This is a genomic window from Acinetobacter sp. RW6 (assembly GCF_041956835.1).
GTDB classification, from domain to species: domain Bacteria; phylum Pseudomonadota; class Gammaproteobacteria; order Pseudomonadales; family Moraxellaceae; genus Acinetobacter; species Acinetobacter calcoaceticus.
In genome coordinates, this window is sequence record NZ_CP167121.1 from 268462 (window position 1) to 289563 (window position 21102).

Annotated in this window: 21 protein-coding genes; 11 read left to right on the forward strand and 10 right to left on the reverse strand. The window is 38.1% G+C overall.

What is annotated here, in order from left to right:
- The first annotated feature begins 7 nt into the window (after positions 1-7).
- The 3 genes from serS (at position 8) to ACB088_RS01355 (ending at position 3237) form a co-directional block, all read left to right on the forward strand.
- Positions 8-1279 (forward strand): serine--tRNA ligase, encoded by a 1272-nt coding sequence (gene serS, locus ACB088_RS01345; protein ID WP_375037800.1) that lies wholly within the window; start codon positions 8-10, stop codon positions 1277-1279.
- Between the two features lie 67 nt (positions 1280-1346).
- Positions 1347-2720: a siroheme synthase CysG gene (gene cysG, locus ACB088_RS01350; protein WP_080027669.1), complete on the forward strand. Its 1374-nt coding sequence runs from the start codon at positions 1347-1349 to the stop codon at positions 2718-2720.
- 43 nt (positions 2721-2763) lie between these two features.
- On the forward strand, positions 2764-3237 hold the full coding sequence (locus ACB088_RS01355) for a tRNA (cytidine(34)-2'-O)-methyltransferase (protein ID WP_002116042.1): 474 nt from the start codon (positions 2764-2766) through the stop codon (positions 3235-3237).
- A 60-nt stretch (positions 3238-3297) separates the two neighbouring features.
- Here ACB088_RS01355 and ACB088_RS01360 read toward each other — a convergent pair whose 3' ends face one another.
- A complete protein-coding gene (locus ACB088_RS01360; RefSeq protein WP_375037801.1) occupies positions 3298-4941 on the reverse strand; it encodes a PT dipeptide repeat lipoprotein in 1644 nt (547 codons plus the stop codon).
- A 101-nt stretch (positions 4942-5042) separates the two neighbouring features.
- On the opposite strand from ACB088_RS01360, the gene ACB088_RS01365 reads away from it, so the two are divergent.
- The 3 genes from ACB088_RS01365 to ACB088_RS01375 all read left to right on the forward strand — a co-directional run bounded on the left by ACB088_RS01365 (position 5043) and on the right by ACB088_RS01375 (position 7777).
- Positions 5043-6233 carry a cupin-like domain-containing protein gene (locus tag ACB088_RS01365; protein WP_375037802.1) on the forward strand — a complete coding sequence of 397 codons (1191 nt, stop codon included), beginning with the start codon at positions 5043-5045 and terminating at the stop codon, positions 6231-6233.
- Between the two features lie 85 nt (positions 6234-6318).
- A complete protein-coding gene (locus tag ACB088_RS01370) occupies positions 6319-7116 on the forward strand; it encodes a DUF6502 family protein (RefSeq protein ID WP_375037803.1) in 798 nt (265 codons plus the stop codon).
- Positions 7117-7144: 28 nt separating this feature from the next.
- Positions 7145-7777, forward strand: a complete 633-nt coding sequence (locus ACB088_RS01375; RefSeq protein ID WP_375038755.1) for a hypothetical protein — start codon at positions 7145-7147, stop codon at positions 7775-7777.
- Positions 7778-7847: 70 nt separating this feature from the next.
- Here ACB088_RS01375 and ACB088_RS01380 read toward each other — a convergent pair whose 3' ends face one another.
- Complete coding sequence (locus ACB088_RS01380; protein WP_192834413.1) at positions 7848-8228, reverse strand: helix-turn-helix domain-containing protein; 381 nt, start codon at positions 8226-8228, stop codon at positions 7848-7850.
- 116 nt (positions 8229-8344) lie between these two features.
- On the opposite strand from ACB088_RS01380, the gene ACB088_RS01385 reads away from it, so the two are divergent.
- On the forward strand, positions 8345-8905 hold the full coding sequence (locus ACB088_RS01385; protein ID WP_005036479.1) for a flavodoxin family protein: 561 nt from the start codon (positions 8345-8347) through the stop codon (positions 8903-8905).
- Between the two features lie 37 nt (positions 8906-8942).
- Here the strand turns inward: ACB088_RS01385 and ACB088_RS01390 are convergent, their stop codons facing one another.
- From ACB088_RS01390 to rpoD, 6 genes are all read right to left on the reverse strand, one after another.
- Entirely contained in the window at positions 8943-10328 is a 1386-nt protein-coding gene (locus tag ACB088_RS01390; RefSeq protein WP_017392561.1) for an APC family permease, read from the reverse strand.
- Positions 10329-10594: 266 nt separating this feature from the next.
- Entirely contained in the window at positions 10595-11779 is a 1185-nt protein-coding gene (locus ACB088_RS01395; RefSeq protein WP_375037804.1) for an iron-containing alcohol dehydrogenase, read from the reverse strand.
- Position 11780: 1 nt separating this feature from the next.
- Positions 11781-12314: a hypothetical protein gene (locus ACB088_RS01400; RefSeq protein ID WP_003655436.1), complete on the reverse strand. Its 534-nt coding sequence runs from the start codon at positions 12312-12314 to the stop codon at positions 11781-11783.
- 81 nt (positions 12315-12395) lie between these two features.
- Complete coding sequence (gene lipB, locus ACB088_RS01405; RefSeq protein WP_375037805.1) at positions 12396-13049, reverse strand: lipoyl(octanoyl) transferase LipB; 654 nt, start codon at positions 13047-13049, stop codon at positions 12396-12398.
- 203 nt (positions 13050-13252) lie between these two features.
- The gene (locus ACB088_RS01410; RefSeq protein ID WP_092708971.1) at positions 13253-13540 is read right to left on the reverse strand and encodes a YbeD family protein; all 288 of its coding nucleotides are present in this window, start codon (positions 13538-13540) and stop codon (positions 13253-13255) included.
- Positions 13541-13637: 97 nt separating this feature from the next.
- Positions 13638-15521 carry an RNA polymerase sigma factor RpoD gene (gene rpoD / locus ACB088_RS01415; RefSeq protein ID WP_005036489.1) on the reverse strand — a complete coding sequence of 628 codons (1884 nt, stop codon included), beginning with the start codon at positions 15519-15521 and terminating at the stop codon, positions 13638-13640.
- A 358-nt stretch (positions 15522-15879) separates the two neighbouring features.
- Between rpoD and ACB088_RS01420 the strand changes: the two genes are divergently transcribed.
- The 3 genes from ACB088_RS01420 (at position 15880) to ACB088_RS01430 (ending at position 18029) form a co-directional block, all read left to right on the forward strand.
- Positions 15880-16086: a PA3496 family putative envelope integrity protein gene (locus ACB088_RS01420; protein ID WP_002116495.1), complete on the forward strand. Its 207-nt coding sequence runs from the start codon at positions 15880-15882 to the stop codon at positions 16084-16086.
- Between the two features lie 74 nt (positions 16087-16160).
- Positions 16161-16685 carry a YecA family protein gene (locus ACB088_RS01425; protein WP_003655445.1) on the forward strand — a complete coding sequence of 175 codons (525 nt, stop codon included), beginning with the start codon at positions 16161-16163 and terminating at the stop codon, positions 16683-16685.
- A 222-nt stretch (positions 16686-16907) separates the two neighbouring features.
- A complete protein-coding gene (locus ACB088_RS01430) occupies positions 16908-18029 on the forward strand; it encodes a hypothetical protein (RefSeq protein WP_375038756.1) in 1122 nt (373 codons plus the stop codon).
- Positions 18030-18066: 37 nt separating this feature from the next.
- Here the strand turns inward: ACB088_RS01430 and ACB088_RS01435 are convergent, their stop codons facing one another.
- A complete protein-coding gene (locus tag ACB088_RS01435) occupies positions 18067-18999 on the reverse strand; it encodes a rhodanese-related sulfurtransferase (protein ID WP_375037806.1) in 933 nt (310 codons plus the stop codon).
- A gap of 111 nt (positions 19000-19110) precedes the next feature.
- On the opposite strand from ACB088_RS01435, the gene ACB088_RS01440 reads away from it, so the two are divergent.
- Entirely contained in the window at positions 19111-19596 is a 486-nt protein-coding gene (locus ACB088_RS01440) for a DUF1289 domain-containing protein (protein WP_309953342.1), read from the forward strand.
- Positions 19597-19679: 83 nt separating this feature from the next.
- Here ACB088_RS01440 and gltA read toward each other — a convergent pair whose 3' ends face one another.
- Entirely contained in the window at positions 19680-20954 is a 1275-nt protein-coding gene (gltA, locus tag ACB088_RS01445) for a citrate synthase (RefSeq protein WP_004789414.1), read from the reverse strand.
- Between the last annotated feature and the right edge of the window lie 148 nt (positions 20955-21102).

The window sequence follows — 21102 nt, forward strand, 5'->3', positions numbered from 1 at the left end:
ATTGATTATGATCGACCCTAAGTTACTCAGAAATAATATTGAAGTCGTTAATGCGGCTTTGGCAAAACGTGGTGTTCAATTAGATGTTCAAGAATGGGCTTCTTTAGAAACTCGCCGTAAAGACTTGCAATCAAAAACTGAAAAATTGCAGGCAGAACGTAATGCCGGTGCAAAACAAGTGGGTCAGATTAAAAAATCCGGTGGCGATGCTTCTGAAATCATGGCGCGTATGCAAGCCATTGGTGATGAAATCAAAGCTGCTGAAGTTGCGTTGTCAGAGCTACAAAACGAGATTGAGCAAAAAGCGCTTAGCATTCCTAACTTACCAGATGAATCTGTTCCTGCTGGTAAAAATGAAGATGATAACGTTGAAATCTCAAAATGGGGCACGCCTCGTCAGTTTGATTTTGAAATCAAAGATCATACTGATTTAGGTGAGTGGATGGGCGGTTTAGAGTTCGAAACAGCTACTAAATTGACTGGTTCACGTTTTAGCGTATTGAAAGGTTCTTTAGCTCGCCTACAACGTGCGTTAACGCAGTTCATGCTTGATACCCATACGTTAAAAAATGGCTATACAGAAGCTTATGTGCCTTATTTGGTAAATGCTGATTCACTGCGTGGTACTGGTCAGTTACCAAAATTTGAAGAAGATTTATTTAAACTTCAAGGCGAAAAAGAATATTACCTCATCCCTACAGCAGAAGTTCCTGTTACTAACTTCGTTCGTGATGAGATTATTGATACCGAACGCTTGCCATTAAAATACGCTGCGCATACGCCTTGTTTCCGTAGTGAAGCAGGTTCTTATGGTCGTGATACGCGTGGTTTAATTCGTCAGCACCAGTTTGACAAGGTTGAAATGGTGCAAATCGTTAAACCTGAAACCTCTATGCAAGCACTTGAAGAACTCACTGCACATGCTGAGGGCATTTTACAGGCACTTGGTTTGCCATACCGCAAAATTTTGCTCTGTGGTGGTGATATGGGCTTCGGCGCGACTAAAACTTACGACTTAGAAGTTTGGGTTCCAAGCCAAAATACTTACCGTGAAATCTCAAGCTGCTCTAATATGGGTGATTTTCAAGCACGCCGTATGAAAGCGCGCTACAGAATGGATCAAAAGAAGATCGAATTGGTGCACACATTAAATGGTTCTGGTCTTGCAGTTGGACGTACTTTGCTTGCAGTAATGGAAAATTACCAACGTGAAGACGGTTCTATCGAGGTTCCAGAAGTATTACGCCCATATATGGGTGGTTTAACATTTATTGATTAAGCTTTGCATCTAAATTGTGCACGGTTTTTGCTTAAACATAATCAGATGATTAATGTAGAGGTTTAAGGTGGATATTTTTCCAATCTCTTTAAAGTTGCAAGAGCAACGTTGTCTGATTGTGGGTGGTGGGCATATTGCGTTGCGCAAAGCAAACTTATTAGCAAAAGCAGGAGCAGTAATTGATATTATTGCTCCTGCGATTGAAGAGCAGCTTTTACAGTTAGTTAAAAAGACAGACGGACAGTATTTTGCCGAGTCCTTTGTCGAAAAAATATTAAATACGCCTTATCGCTTAGTGATTGCTGCGACTAATGATGCACAAGTGAATAAAGCCGTTTTTGAACAATGTGAAGCGCGTAATTTGCTGGTTAATAGTGTAGATGATATTCCACACTGCCGCTTTATGGTTCCAGCGATTATTGACCGTTCTCCATTGATCATTTCTGTTGCCTCAAATGGCGCATCGCCAGTCTTATCTAGACAACTTCGTACTCAAATAGAAACAATAGTTCCTCATGGTATGGGTAAGTTGGCTGAATTTTCAGGTCAATGGCGTAAGCAAGTAAAAGAAAAGATTACTAACCCAGATGAGCGCCGAATCTTTTGGGAAAACTTATATGCCAGTCCATTAAAAGAACAAGTCTTTAATGACAATCTGGACGTTGCAAATGATTTAATTCAGCAAGCCTTAACAGAATGGACCGCGCCTAAAGGTGAGGTTTATTTGGTAGGGGCTGGACCAGGTGACCCTGAGCTACTGACATTAAAAGCGTTACGTCTTATGCAACAAGCAGATGTTGTGATTTATGATCGTTTGGTGTCTGAACCCATCTTAGAGCTTTGTCGCCGTGATGCGACTAAAATTTATGTCGGTAAAGCCCGTTCAAACCACTCGGTTCCACAAGACGGTATTAATGCTTTACTGGTTGAATATGCTCAACAGGGAAAACGCGTTTGTCGTTTGAAAGGTGGTGATCCGTTTATCTTTGGGCGTGGTGGTGAAGAGATTCAAGAGCTGGTTGAAGCAAATGTCACTTTCCAAGTAGTACCGGGCATAACAGCAGCCTCAGGTTGTTCCGCTTATGCGGGTATTCCGCTAACACATCGTGACTATGCACAAAGTGTTCGTTTCTTAACTGGGCATTTAAAGGAAGGTTCTCCTGAACTCCCTTGGAATGAACTGGTTTATGAAAATCAAACTTTAGTTTTATATATGGGATTAGTTGGATTAGAGCGCATTTGTGAGCAACTTATTGCTCATGGTCAACGTGCTGATATGCCAGTGGCTTTAATTTCTAAAGGAACCACACCAGAACAAAAAGTTATTGTTGGAACATTAGCCGATATTGCGACTAAAGTGTCTGAACATCATATCGTTGCACCGACTTTAACCATTATTGGTGAAGTGGTGAGTTTACGTGAACAGTTAAAATGGCAATAAGTTCATCTGAATTTATTGCTGGTTATTAAAGTCGAGAAAATTTGTGATTCATGTTGTCCTATACGAGCCTGAAATTCCTGCCAATACAGGCAATATCATTCGTTTATGTGCTAATACGGGCGCACAGTTGCATTTAGTCAAACCCTTGGGTTTCGAGCTAGATGATAAAAAGCTTAAGCGTGCAGGATTGGACTATCATGAATGGGCGCGTATGCAGATTTGGGACAATATTGAACTATGTCTTGCAGACTTAAAAGCTAAAGGTGTTGAGCATGTTTTTCCGCTCACTACTAAAGGTTCTGCAACCCCGCATACAGTTGATTTAAATCGACCTGTGGCTTTATTGATGGGGCCGGAAACGCGTGGTTTGCCTGAGCATGTTCGCTTAATGTTTCCGCAAGAACAATGGATACGCTTGCCGATGGCTGAAAATTCAAGAAGCTTAAATTTGTCTAATGCCACAGCCGTCATTGTTTATGAAGCATGGCGTCAGCAAGGTTTCAAAAACTTAGGATAAATAACTAAGTTTTAAATAAAAATAAGGCCATAATTATGGCCTTATTTGTTATTAGATGGTTTATTTAGGGAAAACCACACCACTTGCTAAATCATAGTTAGTCGGTGAGTTGGTATAGACCGATCCAAGTCGAACAGCAAAGAACCATCCTAATTTACCTTGATCTTGAATACGGTTTTCAACAATATAAGGTTCATCTAATTGAGATGCTGCATCTTCAACAAAGACTTTATATTCAATAGGCCCTGTATTTTCACTGTCACGTTCAAATAGATAACCATCAACATTAAAGAAGCCAAGATTGTTATTCGCATCAACAAGTCTATAACCTTCTGCAGCTTGCTCTTTAAGAAGTTTTTCAAGTTTTATTGCATCATCTTTGTTAAATGGAATATGTTGTGGAACTTCAAAATAACGATAAGCATAAGTACCGTTATGCGTACTACTATTTACGCATGTTGGTATGTAGAATGTGCCATTTGTTGTACCGTTATTGGTAAATGTCGAGTTTGCGTAGAGTAATTTGCACCCTTGAGCACCCAGTTCATTGAAAGCATTTATGATGCTAGTCCGAGAAGTATTTGTTAAGAATCGGTTAGAGTAAGTATAAGTTGCTGGTTTTTTATCATTTTTCACAAATAAATATTTGTCTGTGTTTGATGCTACTTCTCCAAATGAAAGTTTATATATATAGCCTAAGCTGCCTTGTTTGTTTAACTCATTCACCCATAGTAAATAACGATTTGCCACTGAAGTGGTTTTTACATCAACCGTTTTATAGGTATATGTGTCAGTGGATTTATTATTTTTGACATACAGATTTTTATACAGCGCAAAGCTACCGTCAGGGTTATCTAAACTGACTGATGGAGTAAGAAGGGCATAGCCTTGGCGTCCTTGGTCATTGAGTTGGTTCAATACGTCTGCCCAAGATTCTTTATTATCTCCTAATCTATAACTTGCTGTTGCCAATACTTGTGTTGGCTTTTGCATACTTGCTGGTGGAGTCGTTTTTGTAAAGCATGTATTTATGAGATCAAAGTTTGCTTGCTGTAGATAATTATGTATTGCATTTGGCTGATCTGTAGGCACTAAACAGAATTGATTTGCGTTTTTAAAGCCCAGAATGGCTGGCTGTTTCTGAGTTAGTTTTCCTGCTACTACAAGTTGCCAATCTACTTTGTTATAACTTGAAGTTTGTACAGTCTGTGGGGCTCCAATATTTGAAACCAGACTGAAATCTTCAGCTTGGCGGTAACTTGCCACAATGTTACCTGTACAGTTCGCTTCATTCTCATAGCGTACGGTTTCACTGGCAAATCGCACACTATTATCAGAAACTTTAATAACATTCATTTTTAGAGCAGAGCCATTAATACAAGCTCCTTTACCTGCTAACCAACTTCCAACGAAGCGATCTGCTACCGTTGTTGGTGTTGGTGTTGGTGTTGGTGTTGGTGTTGGTGTTGGTGTTGGTGTTGGTGTTGGTGTTGGTGTTGGTGTTGGTGTTGGTGTTGGTGTCGGAGTTGGTGTCGGTGTCGGTGTCGGAGTTGGTGTTGGTGTCGGTGTCGGAGTTGGAGTTGGAGTTGGAGTTGGAGTTGGAGTTGGAGTTGGAGTTGGAGTCGAATCATTATCATCAGACCCACATCCACTTAATGCTATAAAAATCAAAGCAATGCTGCTTCCTTTTACTATGTTATTCATCACATAAGCCCTTTTTTTATAAAAATGTGAAAATTTAACATTTTTAAAATAGATCAATTATAATGCAGTTGTAAAGATCAAATTTGAAAAAAAGGTTCAACATGGCAGCTTATAATCAAATTGAAATATTCCAACAAAGCCAGAAATGGTTTGATCAGTTGCCATTTGAATGGAAAAAATGGCTTGAAGAAAATTTAGAAAAAGGATGTTCGATTGAGCAATTAGTCGATGTTTTAAAAGAAAATGGATTTGGGTTAACGTTTCAAACGAGTGAGCCGAATTTCCTAAGCTTATCTGACCAAGATCAGGAATGGATCATCGAACAAATTTTGAATGGGGTGACATCTGCGGAAATAGTGAAAAGATTGGTAGAGCAGGGGCTTCATCGGCAAAAAGTAGAAGAATATTTAGGTAATTTAGAAAATAATCAGTTATATAAAATTCTGAAGAAAAAGCACCACCAATTTAAGAAACGTGAGTGGCTAATAGAAACTTTAGACCAATTGGCCCAGCTAGATTCTAATTACTGTAAAGAAATACCTTCAATCCCTGCGCCAATATTCTCAGATTTTATTAAAGACTATTACAGTCAACATCGTCCTGTGATTTTGAAAAAAGGGGTAGAGCACTGGCCTGCTTTACATAAGTGGACACCTGAATATTTTGCAACTCGATTTGGCCAGCATTTAGTTGAAGTTCAAATGAATAGAAATAAAGATAAGCAATTTGAAAGGCATTCTCCTTTGTTAAAGCAGACTATGAAAATGTCGGAGTTTGTATCAAAAGTTATGTCTGTCGAGGCGAGCAACGATTTCTATATGACTGCAAATAATGCGACCAATAGTCATCAAATGCTTCAGGAGTTATTTTTAGATATAGGCGATTTTGCAGACGGCTACAGCAACTTGGCTTTAAAAGATGAGCGTAGTTTTTTATGGTTCGGGCCGAAGGGAACCTTTACGCCATTACATCACGATTTAACGAATAATATGTTAGTTCAAATTTATGGACGCAAAAAAGTAACTTTGATTCCGGCTTTGCAAGTACCTCACCTATATAACGATCATTGGGTGTTTAGTGAGCTGAGTAATGCAAATGAAATTGATTTAAAAAAATATCCTTTAGCCAAATCAATTACTCCGGTCGAATGTATTTTGAATGCAGGTGAAGCTTTGTTTATCCCTATTGGTTGGTGGCATAGCGTGGAAAGTTTGGATGTCTCAATGAGTATTTCTTTTACCAATTTTAATGCGCCAAATCATTTTGTTCATCGGTTTCCAAAGGAGGCTTGAGAATGAAAATTGCATCTTAAACCGTTCAGTGTGACAATTGCTCAGCTCATACTGTTTTTCAAAGATGAAGGAAAATTGATAACCTATGTCGACACTCCAAACGAATAATGCAGAACTTAACCAAAAGCAGGTATTGCAGTTAATGGAATATCTGACGCAATGGTTAATTCGTTCGGGAGTTGGATATAACGACTTTGTCACCGCATTAAAACCAGTTTTCTATCAGCAGTCTTTAGCTGAGCTAGAACGCATAGATCAAAAAACTACTGATTCGGCAGTTAGTCTACTTTCTGGTTTACATCGTAAGGATGTTAATGCTTTTAAAAAAGCGATACAGGCTGGGCAGCCTTTAACTGAAGCAAAAGTAGCAGAGCCAGTGAGTGTTCCTGCTCGGGTGATTGGTTTATGGCTTGCAGAGGGCTTAGCAGAAAAAATTCCTTTTATTAGCCAAGATCAGATTAGCTTTGAAAGTTTGGTAAAGAAAGTTTCAACCGAAAAACATCCAAGATCTATTTTGAATGAACTTGAGCGTTTAAATATAGTGAAAGAAGAAGATGGCCTTGTGGTGTTGCAGCAGCGTAGTTTTATGCCTGATGTAGAGCAATTCGAGGTTCGAAAATTATTAACGAATAACTTAGAGGCACATTTAGCTGCCGGGGTTCATAATTTATTTCAGCCAGAAAAAGAACCCTATTTAGAACAAGCAATTTTTGCTGATGAACTAACAGATGAATCGATCACTTTACTCAAAGAAGCAAGTTTACGCTTATGGGAAGATCTATCACTACAAGTACTCAAGTTAGCCATTGAACGTTGTGCACTCGATGAAGGAAAAGAGGGTGCAACCAAAACTTTCCGTTTCGGAGCTTATCAATATGACTAAAACAACTTATAAAAAATTAATAATATCCATGAGCTTCATTATGATAGGCAGCCTTTTGACTGCTTGCGGAGAGGATTTATTCGCAGGTGGTGCCAGTTTGGGGGGATCAGGACATCCAACTAAACCTGGTAAACCAGGTGATTATGAGACCCCGGCCGATGGAAATAAAGGTGACTCAAAAGATAACGAAATTTGGTTACCTGCACCAAGTGAAGATGACTGTAATGGCTTGCATCGTAAATTAGAATTTCTTAATAATGTAACAAGAGAACTAATTGAAAAAGAAACAGTTTTTAAATACGCACAGCAATTAACTTTGAACGGTACTCTTGCTTTACAGATTACTCAAACGAATATGGGCTTAGAAAAAATACAAGAACGACAACCCGCTTGTCATGTACCTTTAGAACTCTATTTACTTGGAAATACCAAACGTTCTTATCCGGAAAATGATTGTAAAGAGACTCAAATATATGAGTATCAACCTGCTGAAACAAAAACTTTTATTGTCAATTACCCTGCATTTGAAGTTATGAATGGTACTTGGAAATATGGTCAGGAAAGCACCTATTTGAAAAATAATCAGGAGTTAAAGCAATGCGAACCTTTAACGATTCAATTTAAAATAAGCGCACCACCAGAACCGATTAAAATCAATTAAGTGAGTCAGCTTTAAGATAAGAAAAAAGCCTAATCGATAAAGTTTAATAATATTTTAAAGAAAGCATGAGTTAAGCTTGCTCTAGCACTTTTCCATCATAAGTTATTTGGGCTGCTAAAACCTGTTCAATATTGGTTTCGGCCCATTCCTTTAATTGGAACGCCATTGAAGCTACATTTTGCCCTAAAGAAGTAAGTGAGTAATCAACGCGAATCGGGGATGTATTCTGGATTTTGCGCTCGATGAAACCGTCTCTTTCCAGCATTTTTAACTTCTGTGATAAGACCTTAGGGGAAATGCCTTGAATATTCTTTTTGAGCAAATTGAAGTGTTGAGTTTCTTCTTCAAGAACATTTAAAATCAATAAAACCCATTTATCTGCAATTTTTTCAAAAAATAGACGAGCAGGGCAATGTTGTTGAAAAATATTATATTTTAGACATTCATTCATACCATTTACCTATAATTTTTTGAAAAATTACACTAGTTACCAACTAGTAACTAATTGACACCTAGTTTCTAAAATATATCATAAAGTGGAATTTAATAAAACAAAGGTTTGCTCCCATGTCTAACTCTAATATCGCGGTTGTATATTTCTCTGGTTATGGCCACACAAAAGTTGTTGCTGAAACGTTCGCAAACGAGATTAATGCTCAGCTCATTCAGATTGATCAGGAAGGAAATATTACTGATCAAGATTGGCAGACATTAAATGATGCGAAGGGGATTGTTTTTGGTGCTCCGACTTATATGGGTACAGCACCATGGCAGTTTAAAAAGTTCGCTGATGCAACTTCAAAAGTATGGTTTACACGTGGCTGGCAAGATAAAGTATTTGCAGGTTTTACAAACAGCGCGAGCTTAAATGGGGATAAGCAAGTAACTCTTATCCAATTACAAACTTTAGCAGCACAGCATGGTGGGATTTGGGTGAGTCTCGGTTTATTACCGGCAAATACAAAAAACGCCACACGTGAAGATGTAAACAACTTAGGCGGTTCAGTAGGGCTTTTAGTTCAATCGCCTTCAGATGCAAGTGTGGAAGAAATTCCGACAGGTGATCTGGAAACAGCAAAAGTTTATGCTCAACGTGTACAAAGCATTGTGAATAAAATTTACGGTTAATTTGACCATAAAAAAGGCGCTTAAAGCGCCTTTTTTATTACTCATGCTCGTTATGTTGCGGAGCATTATATTTGAAGCCTTTGGTTTTATAGGCAAGATAACCTACACCAATTACGGCCCAAGCTAAGCCAATTTGTAAGGCAAGCTTATCAATCTCTAACCACATCATAAATACACTAGCAAAACCAAGCGTGGGTATAACAATATAATTGATGATGTCTTTAAGCGTTTTGTTCTTGCCATCTCTTAATGCATAGCGAGAAATCACAGAGAAGTTAACAAAACTAAAAGCAGTTAAGGCACCAAAACTAATCAAGTTAACAATATGCTCAAGATCTAAAAAGCCAGCAGATAACGCAACTACACCAACAATAAGAATGTTGTAAGTTGGAGTATGCAATTTTGGACTGATATGACCAAATAATTTCTTGTTGATGACCCCATCGCGTCCCATCACATACATTAAACGTGATACACCCGCATGGGCAGAAATACCTGATGCCATCACAGCGACTACAGCAAAATATAAAACCAAAGTTTTAAACATCAAACTACCAATCGCAGCGACCATCACAGGTTGTGATTCATCTAAAGGATTAAAGTAAGTGTTTGGGTTACTTGGGAAATATAATTGGATGAAGTAAGTACTTACAATGAAAATAATCCCTGCAAGTAATGCTGTAGAAAAAATAGCTTTTGGTAGCGTTTTTTCTGCATCTTTTGTTTCTTCAGCAAGAGAAGATAAGGCATCAAACCCTGTGAAAGAGAAGCAGAGTACAGTTGCACCAGCAATTAAAGCACTTACAGATGTCATGTCGTTCCAAAAAGGAGTTAATGACCACAATGCCGCTTTATCTGGATTTAAAGTTCCATCTGCGTATACACCTTGGGTAAGTAAAATATATACCTGATAAACAAAATAAAAAATTACGCCAAGCTGAATAACAACGATCGTACTGTTAAAACGTGCGACAAATCGTGCACCAAATAAATTAATAACAGTCATGAGCGTTGTTAAACCAATCACCCATAACCAGTTATTTACTTCTGGAAAAAGAGCTCTTAGGTAAATATCTGCCAAGATAATATTAACAAGCGGTGACAGTAGATAGTCTAACCAAGAAGACCAACCCACCATAAAGCCAACATTAGGATGAATTGATTTTTGAGCATACGTATAGGCCGACCCAGAAGAAGGGTAGCGCTTAATCATATGTCCATAACTGATCGATGTTAATAAGATTGCGACTAATGCAAAAATGTAGGAAGTTGGTACATGACCACCACTTCGTTCTGACACTAAACCAAAAGTATCAAATAACGTTAATGGCTGAATGTAAGCTAAACCAATAATAACAATATGCCAAAGCACAAGATTCTTTTGAAGCTTAGCTGTTGGTTTAGTCCCAGATAAATTTGTCAACGGCGTTATCCTCATAATCGTTGATCAAGGATCAGCTTGGTGTTAAGGATCGTTTGAGACGAACGATCCCCCCTACAGAAAAAGATAAAGTGCGCCAATCTATCCTAAATTGATATAAATTGTCAGTACTTTCATCTATTTTTTAGCAAATTTTTTGCCATATATTCCAAATAAAATAATGAATAAAAATTCTTATTCATAAAAAAGGTCCGATTTAATATATAAATCAGACCTTTATGGTGCTTTTTGGAGTTTAACTTGTCGAATTACCAAGCTTTTTCTAAGATATCTCGGATATCTTTGAAGCTTGCTTCTTTCGGGTTGTAAATAATTGAGCCATCATTTAGTGCTTTTTCTGCCACTTCATCAAGCTGTGCCTCAGTTACTTTACCTGTTTCACGTAAAGTGCGTGGTAACTTTGTTAAAGTAAATAGGCGATCACGCATTGCTAAGATAGTCGTAATTGCTCTATCTGCGCGCTGGCTTGCTGGAGTTTGTGCATAAATATCTGCACCAGCGAGTGGCAATAATAACTCACCAATTTTCTGACCATTTACTTGTTTATTATATTCAAGCACATATGGTAAGAATAAATTCATGCATAAACCGTGGGGCAGGTGAGCAACAGCGCCTAAAGCATGCCCTAGAGAGTGAACTAGGCCGACCATTGAGTTAGAAAATGCAATACCTGCCATTGTTGAAGCTTGAGCTAGCTCTAAACGGCCTTGAGCATCATTTGGGTTTTCTAAGACATTAAATAGATTTTCACTAATCTTCTTAATTCCCGCACTTGCATAAGCATCACTTAATGGATTCGCAGCCATACATGTATATGCTTCAACACAATGGGTTAAAGCATCCATACCTGTCATTGCAGTTAAATGAGGAGGCAATGTAAGCGTCATGCGTGGATCTAAAATTGCAGCATGTGGCATTAAATAATAAGAAGCAAACGCTAACTTAACATTCTTTTGGGTATCTGAAACCACAGCGACCATAGTCACTTCTGAGCCAGTACCCGAAGTTGTTGGAATCACAAAAAATGGTTTTAATGGTTTCGGTAGATTATGAGCACCTGCATATTGCAATAAGTCATTTCCACCTTCAGACACCAAAATGTTGGTTGCTTTAGACGTATCTATGACTGAACCGCCACCTACAGCAATAATCGCATCACATTTGTTTGCACGATAAGCTTCTGCTGCAAGACGAACAACTTCTAAACTCGAGTCAGGTGGTACATCATCAAAAACATGGCCAATGACAGCATCAGTTGTACTAAATGCAGCTTCAATCGGATTTAATAACCCATTTGCGCGAACACCCTTATCTGTAATGATAAGAGGGCGTTTTGCACCTAAAGTCGCAAGCTCAAACGGAATATGTTCTAGCGCAGCATTACCAGCAATGACTTTTACAGGACAAAAAAATTCGTAATATGGTTTGGCCATGTTATGCGCTCCGCTTGAAATAGGACTTGGCTACTTTTAAGTAAATATTTGCAGCCTCGTTGAATTTTTCTTTTAGGGTAAGTTCGGTTGGGTATTCTTTGACTGCTAGGGAAGCAACCAATTTAGGTAAAATAAGAGATTCCATTTTATTTAGGCAGCGTACCAAGCGGATCGCAGCAGATACATCACCATCGGCAATCATTCGGTCATTGGCAAATGCCTGAGCAGTACTTTCTTGAAAAGAAAACACTAAAAAAGCATGAGTGACATGTTTGAATGTAATCGTTAAATCTGGTTTTTTTTCAGCTCTTTCAAGTAGCTCTAACTGTTTGTCTTCTGTCACTCGAGCAAAAAATGCTGGTCCATTTGGGAAAACATTCATTGAAAGTACAAAGTGAACAGGAAATTTAGATACTTCCTCTTGTATTTCATTGTCCACTTGACTTGCCATGACTAAGCCACGACCAATAACATCCATCATGAGCTTAACGTAGGCAAGTTGCAGAGTCGGCTTTACCGCTTTTGTCGAAATCACTCGCGTATCCCTTGTTAAAATTATGCGAAAGCAAATTTAGAGTAATTACTCTAATCCATTTTTATTTCATCGCAAAGCGATTTATTCATATTTGACTTTAGGGTCATTAAAGTACCCAGTGCTATTAATATACTCAATAAAGTCCTGACAAAGTTGACCAAATGATGGATAAGGAGTCACTAAATCTTGTATACGTACCATTTCTAAGCCTGCATAGCCGCAAGGATTGATGGTCTGGAACCCAGTTAAGGCACAGTCCAGATTTAGTGCTAACCCATGGTAACTACGGCCACGACGAATTTTAAAACCTAAGGAACCAATCTTGCGGCCATCTACATATACTCCAGGTGCATCAGGCTTGGCATAAGCTTCAATTCCATACTTTTTCAAAACATTTATCATAAATTGTTCAGCAAAACTGACCAATGTGCGTACGTTCCATTTTAGACGATTAAGATCAAACATGAAGTAAGCGACGAGTTGACCTGGACCATGCCAAGTCACTTGCCCGCCACGGTCAGTTTGTACTATAGGAATGTCTGATGAAATTAGGATATGTTCTGGTTTACCAGCTTGACCTTGAGTTAATACATTATGATGTTGAAGTAACCATAACTCATCAGGCGTATCTTGATTACGCTCGTTTGTTAAGAGTTTCATGGTTTCAAATTTGCTTTGATAATCTTGTAAATCGTTCCATTGCCGAATAATCAAGTTGGGTTTATCAAGGCTCATCACAAAATATTCCTATAAGTTAGTTCATGCGGCGCCAGTTAATATCTGCAAGATAGAAGCCGAAAACCTTGTAATTTTAAAGGATTTTATAAGAGGAATTCTAAATATTTGTATGGTTTTTTCGAGGGTGATTGGTTTTAAAATTTCCAAAAAAATACCACAGTAAGAATGTCTGACTGTGGTATTGATTGAAGAACTTAAAATTAAAGCGCAGTTCTAATCTGCGGACAAGCAGCCAAGTCAGCATAAAGTGCATGAACTTGTTCCAATTCTTCAAAGCGCAATTGTGCTGTTAAAGAATGATACTTACCGGTGCGAGATTCTTGAACTTTTAGTGTTGAGTGGTCGAAGTCTGGAAAATGTTTTACCAAAATGTCGAGTACAGCAACACGTAATTCTTCACCCGCATCGCCAATAAGTTTAATTGGATAATCCATCGGAAATACCCAAAGATGTTCTTGTAGTTCGCGAGATGGAGTGCGGTCTAACATAAGTTACCTCATGATTTGAAACGCCTGCATCATCGCAGGCGTTTATAGCTCTTTCTATTAAATGGGGCTTGGTTTTGAAATTTCAAGCTTTCAAAACTTAGTCATTTTCCAAGAAAGAACGTAAGTGTTCAGAACGAGAAGGGTGGCGCAATTTACGCAACGCTTTCGCTTCAATCTGACGAATACGTTCACGTGTTACGTCAAACTGCTTACCCACTTCTTCTAGTGTATGATCGGTTGGCATATCAATACCAAAACGCATCTTCAAGACTTTTGCTTCACGTTCAGTTAAGTTTTCAAGTACTTCACGTGTTGCTTCTTTTAAGCCTTCTGAAGTCGCAGCATCAATTGGAGAAGTGATGTTTTGGTCTTCAATGAAATCACCAAGATGCGAATCTTCATCATCACCAATTGGAGTTTCCATTGAAATTGGTTCTTTGGCAATTTTAAGTACCTTACGAACCTTAACTTCGTCCATTTCTAAACGTTCACCTAATTCTTCAGGTGTCGGTTCACGGCCCATTTCTTGTAACAATTGACGAGATACACGGTTGATCTTGTTAATCGTTTCAATCATATGCACAGGAATACGGATTGTACGAGCCTGATCGGCAATCGAACGGGTAATCGCCTGACGAATCCACCAAGTTGCATAAGTCGAGAATTTATAACCACGACGATATTCAAACTTGTCTACAGCTTTCATCAAACCAATGTTCCCTTCTTGAATCAAGTCAAGGAACTGTAAACCACGGTTGGTATATTTCTTCGCAATTGAAATTACCAAACGAAGGTTGGCTTCTACCATTTCTTTCTTAGCACGGCGTGCTTTCGCTTCGCCAATCGCCATACGCTTAGAAATATCTTTAATTTCAGCAACGCTTAAATTAAGTTCTTTCTCAATATCTGCAATCTTTTGCTGGAATGCTAAAACATCCGGACGAACCTTTTCTAAATGCGCCTTGATCTCAGCAGGAGCTTTAGCAATCTGTTCATCTAACCAAGCTGGATTTGATTCTTGCTTAGGGAAAGATGTACGGAATTGAGTGCGATCCATACGGCCACGACGAACTGCGTAACGCATAACTTCACGTTCGTTAGCGCGAATTTGCTCATGTGTACCACGAATCATTTCAGAGATGATGTCAAATAAACGTGGTGTAAATTTAAACATCATGAACACAGTAGCTAACGCTTCTAAAGCGTCATCTGCTTCTGGGCTGTTACGGCCATGTTTCTCAATAATAGCTTTTGTTTTAGTCCATGCAGCTTCAAGTTCATTAAAACGAACTTTTGCAACTTCAGGGTCTGGACCAGACTCACCTTCAGAATCATCGTCGCTTTCTGACTCTTCATCTTCTTCATCATCGTCAAGCTTAACTTCTTTTGCTGGTGCAGCTGGCGCTTCTTCTTCCTCAAGTTCTGTTTCTTCTTCTAGAACTTCAGGAATATCTTCGTCAGTTTCTGGATCAAGATAGCCAGATAAAATATCGGCAAGGCGACGTTCGCCAGTCAAGAAATCATTATATTCTTTTAATACAACTTCAACAGCATTTGGCCAGTACGCAATTGAATTAAGGACATCACGAATCCCTTCTTCAATACGTTTTGCAATGCTGATTTCACCTTCACGGGTTAACAGTTCAACTGTACCCATTTCACGCATGTACATACGTACAGGGTCTGTCGTACGTCCAGGCTCATTTTCAACCGATGCAAGTACGGCAGCAGCTTCTTCTTCAGCAACTTCATCGGCTGTGTCAGTTGACTCACCGAACATGGTATCGTCAGATTCAGGTGCACGCTCGTGTACAGGAATACCAACGTCTTGAAGCATTTGAATAATGTCTTCAATCTGTTCGCTTTCAGTAATCGAGTCCGGCAGATGATCGTTAACCTCAGCGTAAGTTAAGTAACCTTGTTCTTTGCCTCGGCTAATCAGAGCCGCTACTTGAGAAGTAGGGGAATGCATATCGCTCATCTTTGCTTACTCTTCGTTGAATCTGTGGCAGTGAAAAACCGTGCATGATAGCACAATTTGCTTGAAATATTTTGGATTTGATCGGTAACCGTTAAATAAAAAATATCTTTGAATTCACGTCTGTTTTTTGGATATTGGGCTAAAATCATTTTTTTCAAGCTTAAATTATGGAAAAGATCATAGAATTTTTTCTTGATCACAAAAATAGTTCAGTTTTATAAATACACAATTTTTTGGGTGAAAAAAAGTACAAATATGCAGTTTAATGAAAAAAATATAAATAAAACTTGACATGGTTCTGTAAGAGAGATAAATAGCGCCTAGACCCATTCACATTTTTTCATTAGAGGTAGTTTTAGTGTCTTCTACAGATTTTGAACTAGATGATAACTACGGTGATGATGATGATGTCGGTTTTGATGAGTCATCAGGCAAAATCACTGCGAAAGAATCATTAGAAAAACGTAGATTAATCGATGATCTATTAGCTCAACGCCGTTTAGAGCGTGAGTTGAAAGATTTTGATTATGATTTAGACGATGATGATCTTGATGATGAAGACTAATCAAATCTGAATAGGGCATCGTCAGCTTAAATGCTATGCTATCGTAGATTTCTTTTTTATAGTCAGGTAACACAATGAGTGCGTTAGATTTAGACCAATTAAGTGAATATCTAGATGGAGACCACAATGAGTATGGTTTAGATTTCGCTGCAACTCATGGCTTTCTGTGTGCAATTGCAGTAGGTCCTCAATTTGACCGTTGGTTAGATGAGCTGTTTGATAATAACCATAAGAAGGTTCCTGCTGAAATTATTCAGCAAATCAAGGCGTGGTTAGAGTCAATTCGACAAGATTTAGCAAATGAAAATGGAATTGCATTTCCATTTGAAGTTGAAGAAGCTGATGTTGAATCTAGCTTAGGTGACTGGAGTGTGGGATTTGTTGATGCAATGTTCTTAAATGAAGATGCATGGTTTGCACCTGAATATGAAGAACAATTAATTGATTTAACTTTACCAATGATGGTATTTAGTGGAATTGATGAAGAAGATCCACAGATGGAATCTTTCCGTCGTAATGGACAGTTAATGGATGAACTGGCAGAAGAAATCCCAGATAATTTGAATGAATTATACTTGATGTATCATACGCCAAATTAAACTTTAAAAATTAAGTAAATAACGTCCTTTCTAGGGCGTTTTTTATGCTTTTAGTATTTTAATACATAATTAAATATAATATTTTTACATTAATTTTATTTGTATATAATTATCCGCAACATTTTTGAAAACTCTCTCTTAATCAAAAATTAATTTATTTCGCCATATGTATATTTCATGGGCGATATGAAAATCTTTAATGCTATAACAATGCGATTTAATATGAATATAATTTTTAAACTTACTGGATTATTCTCAATAATATTACTAGTTGCCTGTGGGGGTGAAAATAGTAATAGCGTAAATGAAATGCAAATTGTGGAATCTAAAGAAGCCGAAGTTACCTATAAAGTAGTTGTCGGTACAGCTTTTTCGAATTCTGCTTTGAATGGTGCAAATGTAACAGCAATTTGTAAAGACGGAGCTGGTTTTAAAAATCCTGTAGTTGTTAATGCGCAAGGGCAATGGCAAGGTGAAGTAGACGGTAGTAAGCTTCCTTGTCGTTTACAGGTAAAAGCTAATGGCCAAAGCTACCATAGTTATATTGATCAAGAGAGAGATGTAAATATTAATCCACTGACGGATATGGTAATTGCTTATGCAAGTAACCAAATTCCTGAAATGTGGTATCAATCTGGAATTATGACTACAGAAAAATTAAAATCATCAAATTCTGCTTTGGTAGCTGAGCTTATTAAAAAGGGCTATGGTATTGATAATGATGTGGATCTATTTAATGTTGAGGTGAAAGCTAATAGTTCTATTCATCAAGCTATTCAAGAGTTGTTGGAGGCTATTGAAAATAATGAAAACATTAAAGACTATGAGGAATTACTAACTTTAATTAAAGATGGAAACTTATCTCAATTGCCTAAGAAAGTTGATAGTTTGAATAACTCAATACCCATGGTTTTTAATTTTAATACGAATGCCTGTCAAATGCTTCCTGCATTAGAGAATATGCAGCAATACAATAAATGTTCAGATAAAGTTATTAATAATTTTGTTGAAAGTAATTTGGTAGCTGTGGACTCAGATGAAAAATGTGTTTTGGTAAAACAAGGTAATAAGGTGAGTTTAACCAAAGGGAATCAAACAGTATCAGCATTATTGGATAAAGAAAAAGAAGATGGCATGGACTTTACTTTTGATGAGGGCGAACTGGAGATTGTAGATCTTGTGATTAATACAGGACCTTATACGGATATAAATACCTATAGTCAGATTGGATTAGATTTTTCTAATGATGGGAAGTTGAGAGCTGCTGTTGGGAAATCTCCAACAGTGCCTTCAATGAATTGCGTGAGCTTGGAGTTCAAGAAACTTATGGAACTTTATAAATAAAATTAAAAAGGGCATCATTTGATGCCCTTTTTATAAATTATAAACGTTTGCGTTTTGCAGCCGCAATTTGTGACTGGCGCATACGGAAACCAGCTTTTTGTTTTTCAGTTGTCTTGTCGATGCAATACACACAAGAAACACCATGTTCATAGCTTGGTAAAGCAGACTCTTCTGGAGTTAATGGCCAGCCACAAGCATGACATTTAACATTTACACCTTCTTCAACGCCATGAGTTACAGCTGTCCGGCCATCAAAAACAAAACATTCACCTTCCCATAAACTTTCATCGGCAGGGGTTTCTTCTAAATATTTAAGAATACCGCCTTTAAGGTGATAAACCTCTGTAAATCCTTCTTGAAGAAGTAGAGAGGTTGATTTTTCACAGCGAATACCACCTGTACAGAACATCGCAATTTTTTTATCTTTATGCTGTTCTAATTCTTTTTTAACGTATTCTGGAAACTCTCGGAATGTTTCAGTTTTAGGGTCGATAGCACCTTTGAAAGTACCTGCCTTATATTCATAATCATTACGTGTATCGATTAAAATTACATCTTCACGTGCAATTAAATCATTCCATTCTTTTGGATCAAGGTAGTGGCCCACTAAATCACGGGGTTTAACTTCAACACCTAAAGTCACAATTTCTTCTTTAAGTTTAATTTTCATTTTACGGAAAGGTTTGTCAGAGCTATGAGATTCCTTATATTCCATAGAGGCAAAACCTTCATTAAGTAAAAATTGATAGAGACTATCAATTGCTACACGGTCGCCGGCAACAGTACCATTAATTCCTTCACCTGCTACAATCAGAGTTCCGCAAAGGTTGATTGTTTTCACTAAGTCTAATAAACGTTGTTGAAGATCGGCAGGATCTTGAACTTCTTTAAATTGATATAGTGCTGCAACAACCCAACCCGCGGTCGCTTGCTGTTCTACAGGTGCAAGCTGTTCTACAGTAGCGTTCATGGAAAACTCCAAATGTATTAAGATATAAATTTAAGGCGCATATTTTAGCGCGAAAAGTTGTAATAAGCGAGAAAACCATAAAAAGTATATGGTTTATTTAAGGAGTTTGTTTTGAGTAGTGATCATCGGACGCTCTCTCTCACCCCATGTGCAGGGCGTTGTTCAACAGTTTTTGGTGATCAGGTTTGCCGTGGTTGTCGTCGTTTTAACCATGAAGTGATTCAATGGAATACTTATACAGCAGAGCAACGTTTGGCTGTATGGAGGCGTTTAGATGATCAGTTGAACCAAATCCTAGTGCCCATGTTACCTCATGCGAACTTGCAGCATGTAGAAGGATTTATTTTAAGTAAACGTGTTCGGTTAATGGAAGGGGCGAGCAAAGGTCGTAAGCTCTATCACGCTTTAAAAATATGTGAGAAAAATAAGCATCTGGCAACAGAAAGTGGTTTAGGTATTTCAGATGCTCAAGTCAAAACAATATGGGTTGAATTCGAAAGGCGCGTTTTAGCTTTAGCTAAAGCGAGTTATGAGTTGGCTTGGTTGAGAGCTGATGGAATTAGTCATCACTTATTAAGTGTGTTTGATGAAGAATAAGTTTGTAGATTGAATTGAAGATATCTCAATAAAAAAAAGCTGCCAGAAGGCAGCTTTTTTTATCATTAATTTTCTTTCGAATATTAACGTTTGATATCGCGCTGAGTCGGGCCAGTATAAAGCTGACGAGGACGACCAATTTTGTAAGGTGCGCTGTGCATTTCTAACCAGTGGCTGATCCAACCTACTGTACGTGCAAGTGCAAAGATTACCGTAAACATTTCTGTAGGGATACCAATCGCTTTAAGGATGATACCTGAGTAGAAATCTACGTTAGGGTAAAGTTTACGTTCAACGAAGTACGGGTCGTTCAATGCAATACGCTCAAGTTCCATAGCAAGCGCTAATTGAGGATCATTGATATTTAATGCTTCAAGAACTTCGTCACAAGTTTGTTTCATGACTTTTGCACGTGGGTCGAAGTTTTTGTACACACGATGACCGAAGCCCATGAGTTTAACTTCTTTACGTTTTACTTTTTCCATGAACTCGGCAACGTTTTCTACACTACCGATTTCATCAAGCATTTTAAGTACAGCTTCGTTTGCACCACCGTGAGCAGGTCCCCAAAGCGCAGAAATACCTGAAGAGATACATGCATAAGGGTTTGCACCAGTAGAGCCAGCAAGACGTACTGTAGATGTTGAAGCATTTTGTTCGTGATCAGCATGAAGCGTGAAGATACGATCCATTGCGCGAGCAAGAACTGGATTTACTTTGTAATCACGGTCAGCAGGGGTAGCAAACATCATGTGTAAGAAGTTTTCCGCGTAATTTAAGTCATTACGTGGATAGATGAATGGTTGACCTACTGTGTATTTGTAACTCCAAGCAGCAAGTGTTGGAATTTTTGCAATGAGACGAATCGCAGTGATTTCACGGTGATTGATGTCTTCAATGTCAAGGTTGTTGTGATAGAACGCAGATAATGCACCAACAACACCAACCATGATTGCCATTGGGTGAGCATCACGACGGAAACCATTGAAGAAACGGCTAACTTGATCGTGAACCATAGTGTGAGCACGAACTTTGGCATCAAATTCTGTTTTTTGTTCAGCAGTTGGAAGCTCGCCATTTAATAGCAAGTAGCAAGTTTCAAGGTAGTCTGCTTGAGTTGCTAACTGATCAATTGGGTAACCGCGGTGTAATAAAATACCTTTGTCACCATCAATGAACGTAATTTTAGACTCGCATGCAGCTGTCGCCATAAAACCAGGATCGAAAGTAAAATGACCTTCTTTCAATATGCTGCTGACATCAATTACATCTGGACCTAAAGTGCCACTGTAGATTGGTAATCCAATTTCTTTGCCATCAAGATGTAATACGGCTTTTTTGCCATTTGCTTCAGACATTCAATAGATCTCCTGTCCTGGTGAATGTTGATCTGACCCGAAATCCTAATGTTCTCATGTGCGAATCAGACGCTGTCAAAATTTGCTATAAGATTAGTGAGTACTGAAATTTTGTCAATTATACTTATGGATAAAAAATGACGATCCC

Excerpts from the sequence above, each read along its gene's own strand:
- serS (WP_375037800.1), top strand. The coding sequence starts at position 8 with ATGATCGACCCTAAGTTACTCAGAAATAATATTGAAGTCGTTAATGCG.
- ACB088_RS01360 (WP_375037801.1), bottom strand. The coding sequence starts at position 4,941 with ATGAATAACATAGTAAAAGGAAGCAGCATTGCTTTGATTTTTATAGCA.
- ACB088_RS01365 (WP_375037802.1), top strand. The coding sequence starts at position 5,043 with ATGGCAGCTTATAATCAAATTGAAATATTCCAACAAAGCCAGAAATGG.
- ACB088_RS01370 (WP_375037803.1), top strand. The coding sequence starts at position 6,319 with ATGTCGACACTCCAAACGAATAATGCAGAACTTAACCAAAAGCAGGTA.
- ACB088_RS01375 (WP_375038755.1), top strand. The coding sequence starts at position 7,145 with ATGAGCTTCATTATGATAGGCAGCCTTTTGACTGCTTGCGGAGAGGAT.
- ACB088_RS01380 (WP_192834413.1), bottom strand. The coding sequence starts at position 8,228 with ATGAATGAATGTCTAAAATATAATATTTTTCAACAACATTGCCCTGCT.
- ACB088_RS01385 (WP_005036479.1), top strand. The coding sequence starts at position 8,345 with ATGTCTAACTCTAATATCGCGGTTGTATATTTCTCTGGTTATGGCCAC.
- ACB088_RS01395 (WP_375037804.1), bottom strand. The coding sequence starts at position 11,779 with ATGGCCAAACCATATTACGAATTTTTTTGTCCTGTAAAAGTCATTGCT.
- lipB (WP_375037805.1), bottom strand. The coding sequence starts at position 13,049 with ATGAGCCTTGATAAACCCAACTTGATTATTCGGCAATGGAACGATTTA.
- ACB088_RS01410 (WP_092708971.1), bottom strand. The coding sequence starts at position 13,540 with ATGTTAGACCGCACTCCATCTCGCGAACTACAAGAACATCTTTGGGTA.
- rpoD (WP_005036489.1), bottom strand. The coding sequence starts at position 15,521 with ATGAGCGATATGCATTCCCCTACTTCTCAAGTAGCGGCTCTGATTAGC.
- ACB088_RS01425 (WP_003655445.1), top strand. The coding sequence starts at position 16,161 with ATGAGTGCGTTAGATTTAGACCAATTAAGTGAATATCTAGATGGAGAC.
- ACB088_RS01430 (WP_375038756.1), top strand. The coding sequence starts at position 16,908 with ATGAATATAATTTTTAAACTTACTGGATTATTCTCAATAATATTACTA.
- ACB088_RS01435 (WP_375037806.1), bottom strand. The coding sequence starts at position 18,999 with ATGAACGCTACTGTAGAACAGCTTGCACCTGTAGAACAGCAAGCGACC.
- gltA (WP_004789414.1), bottom strand. The coding sequence starts at position 20,954 with ATGTCTGAAGCAAATGGCAAAAAAGCCGTATTACATCTTGATGGCAAA.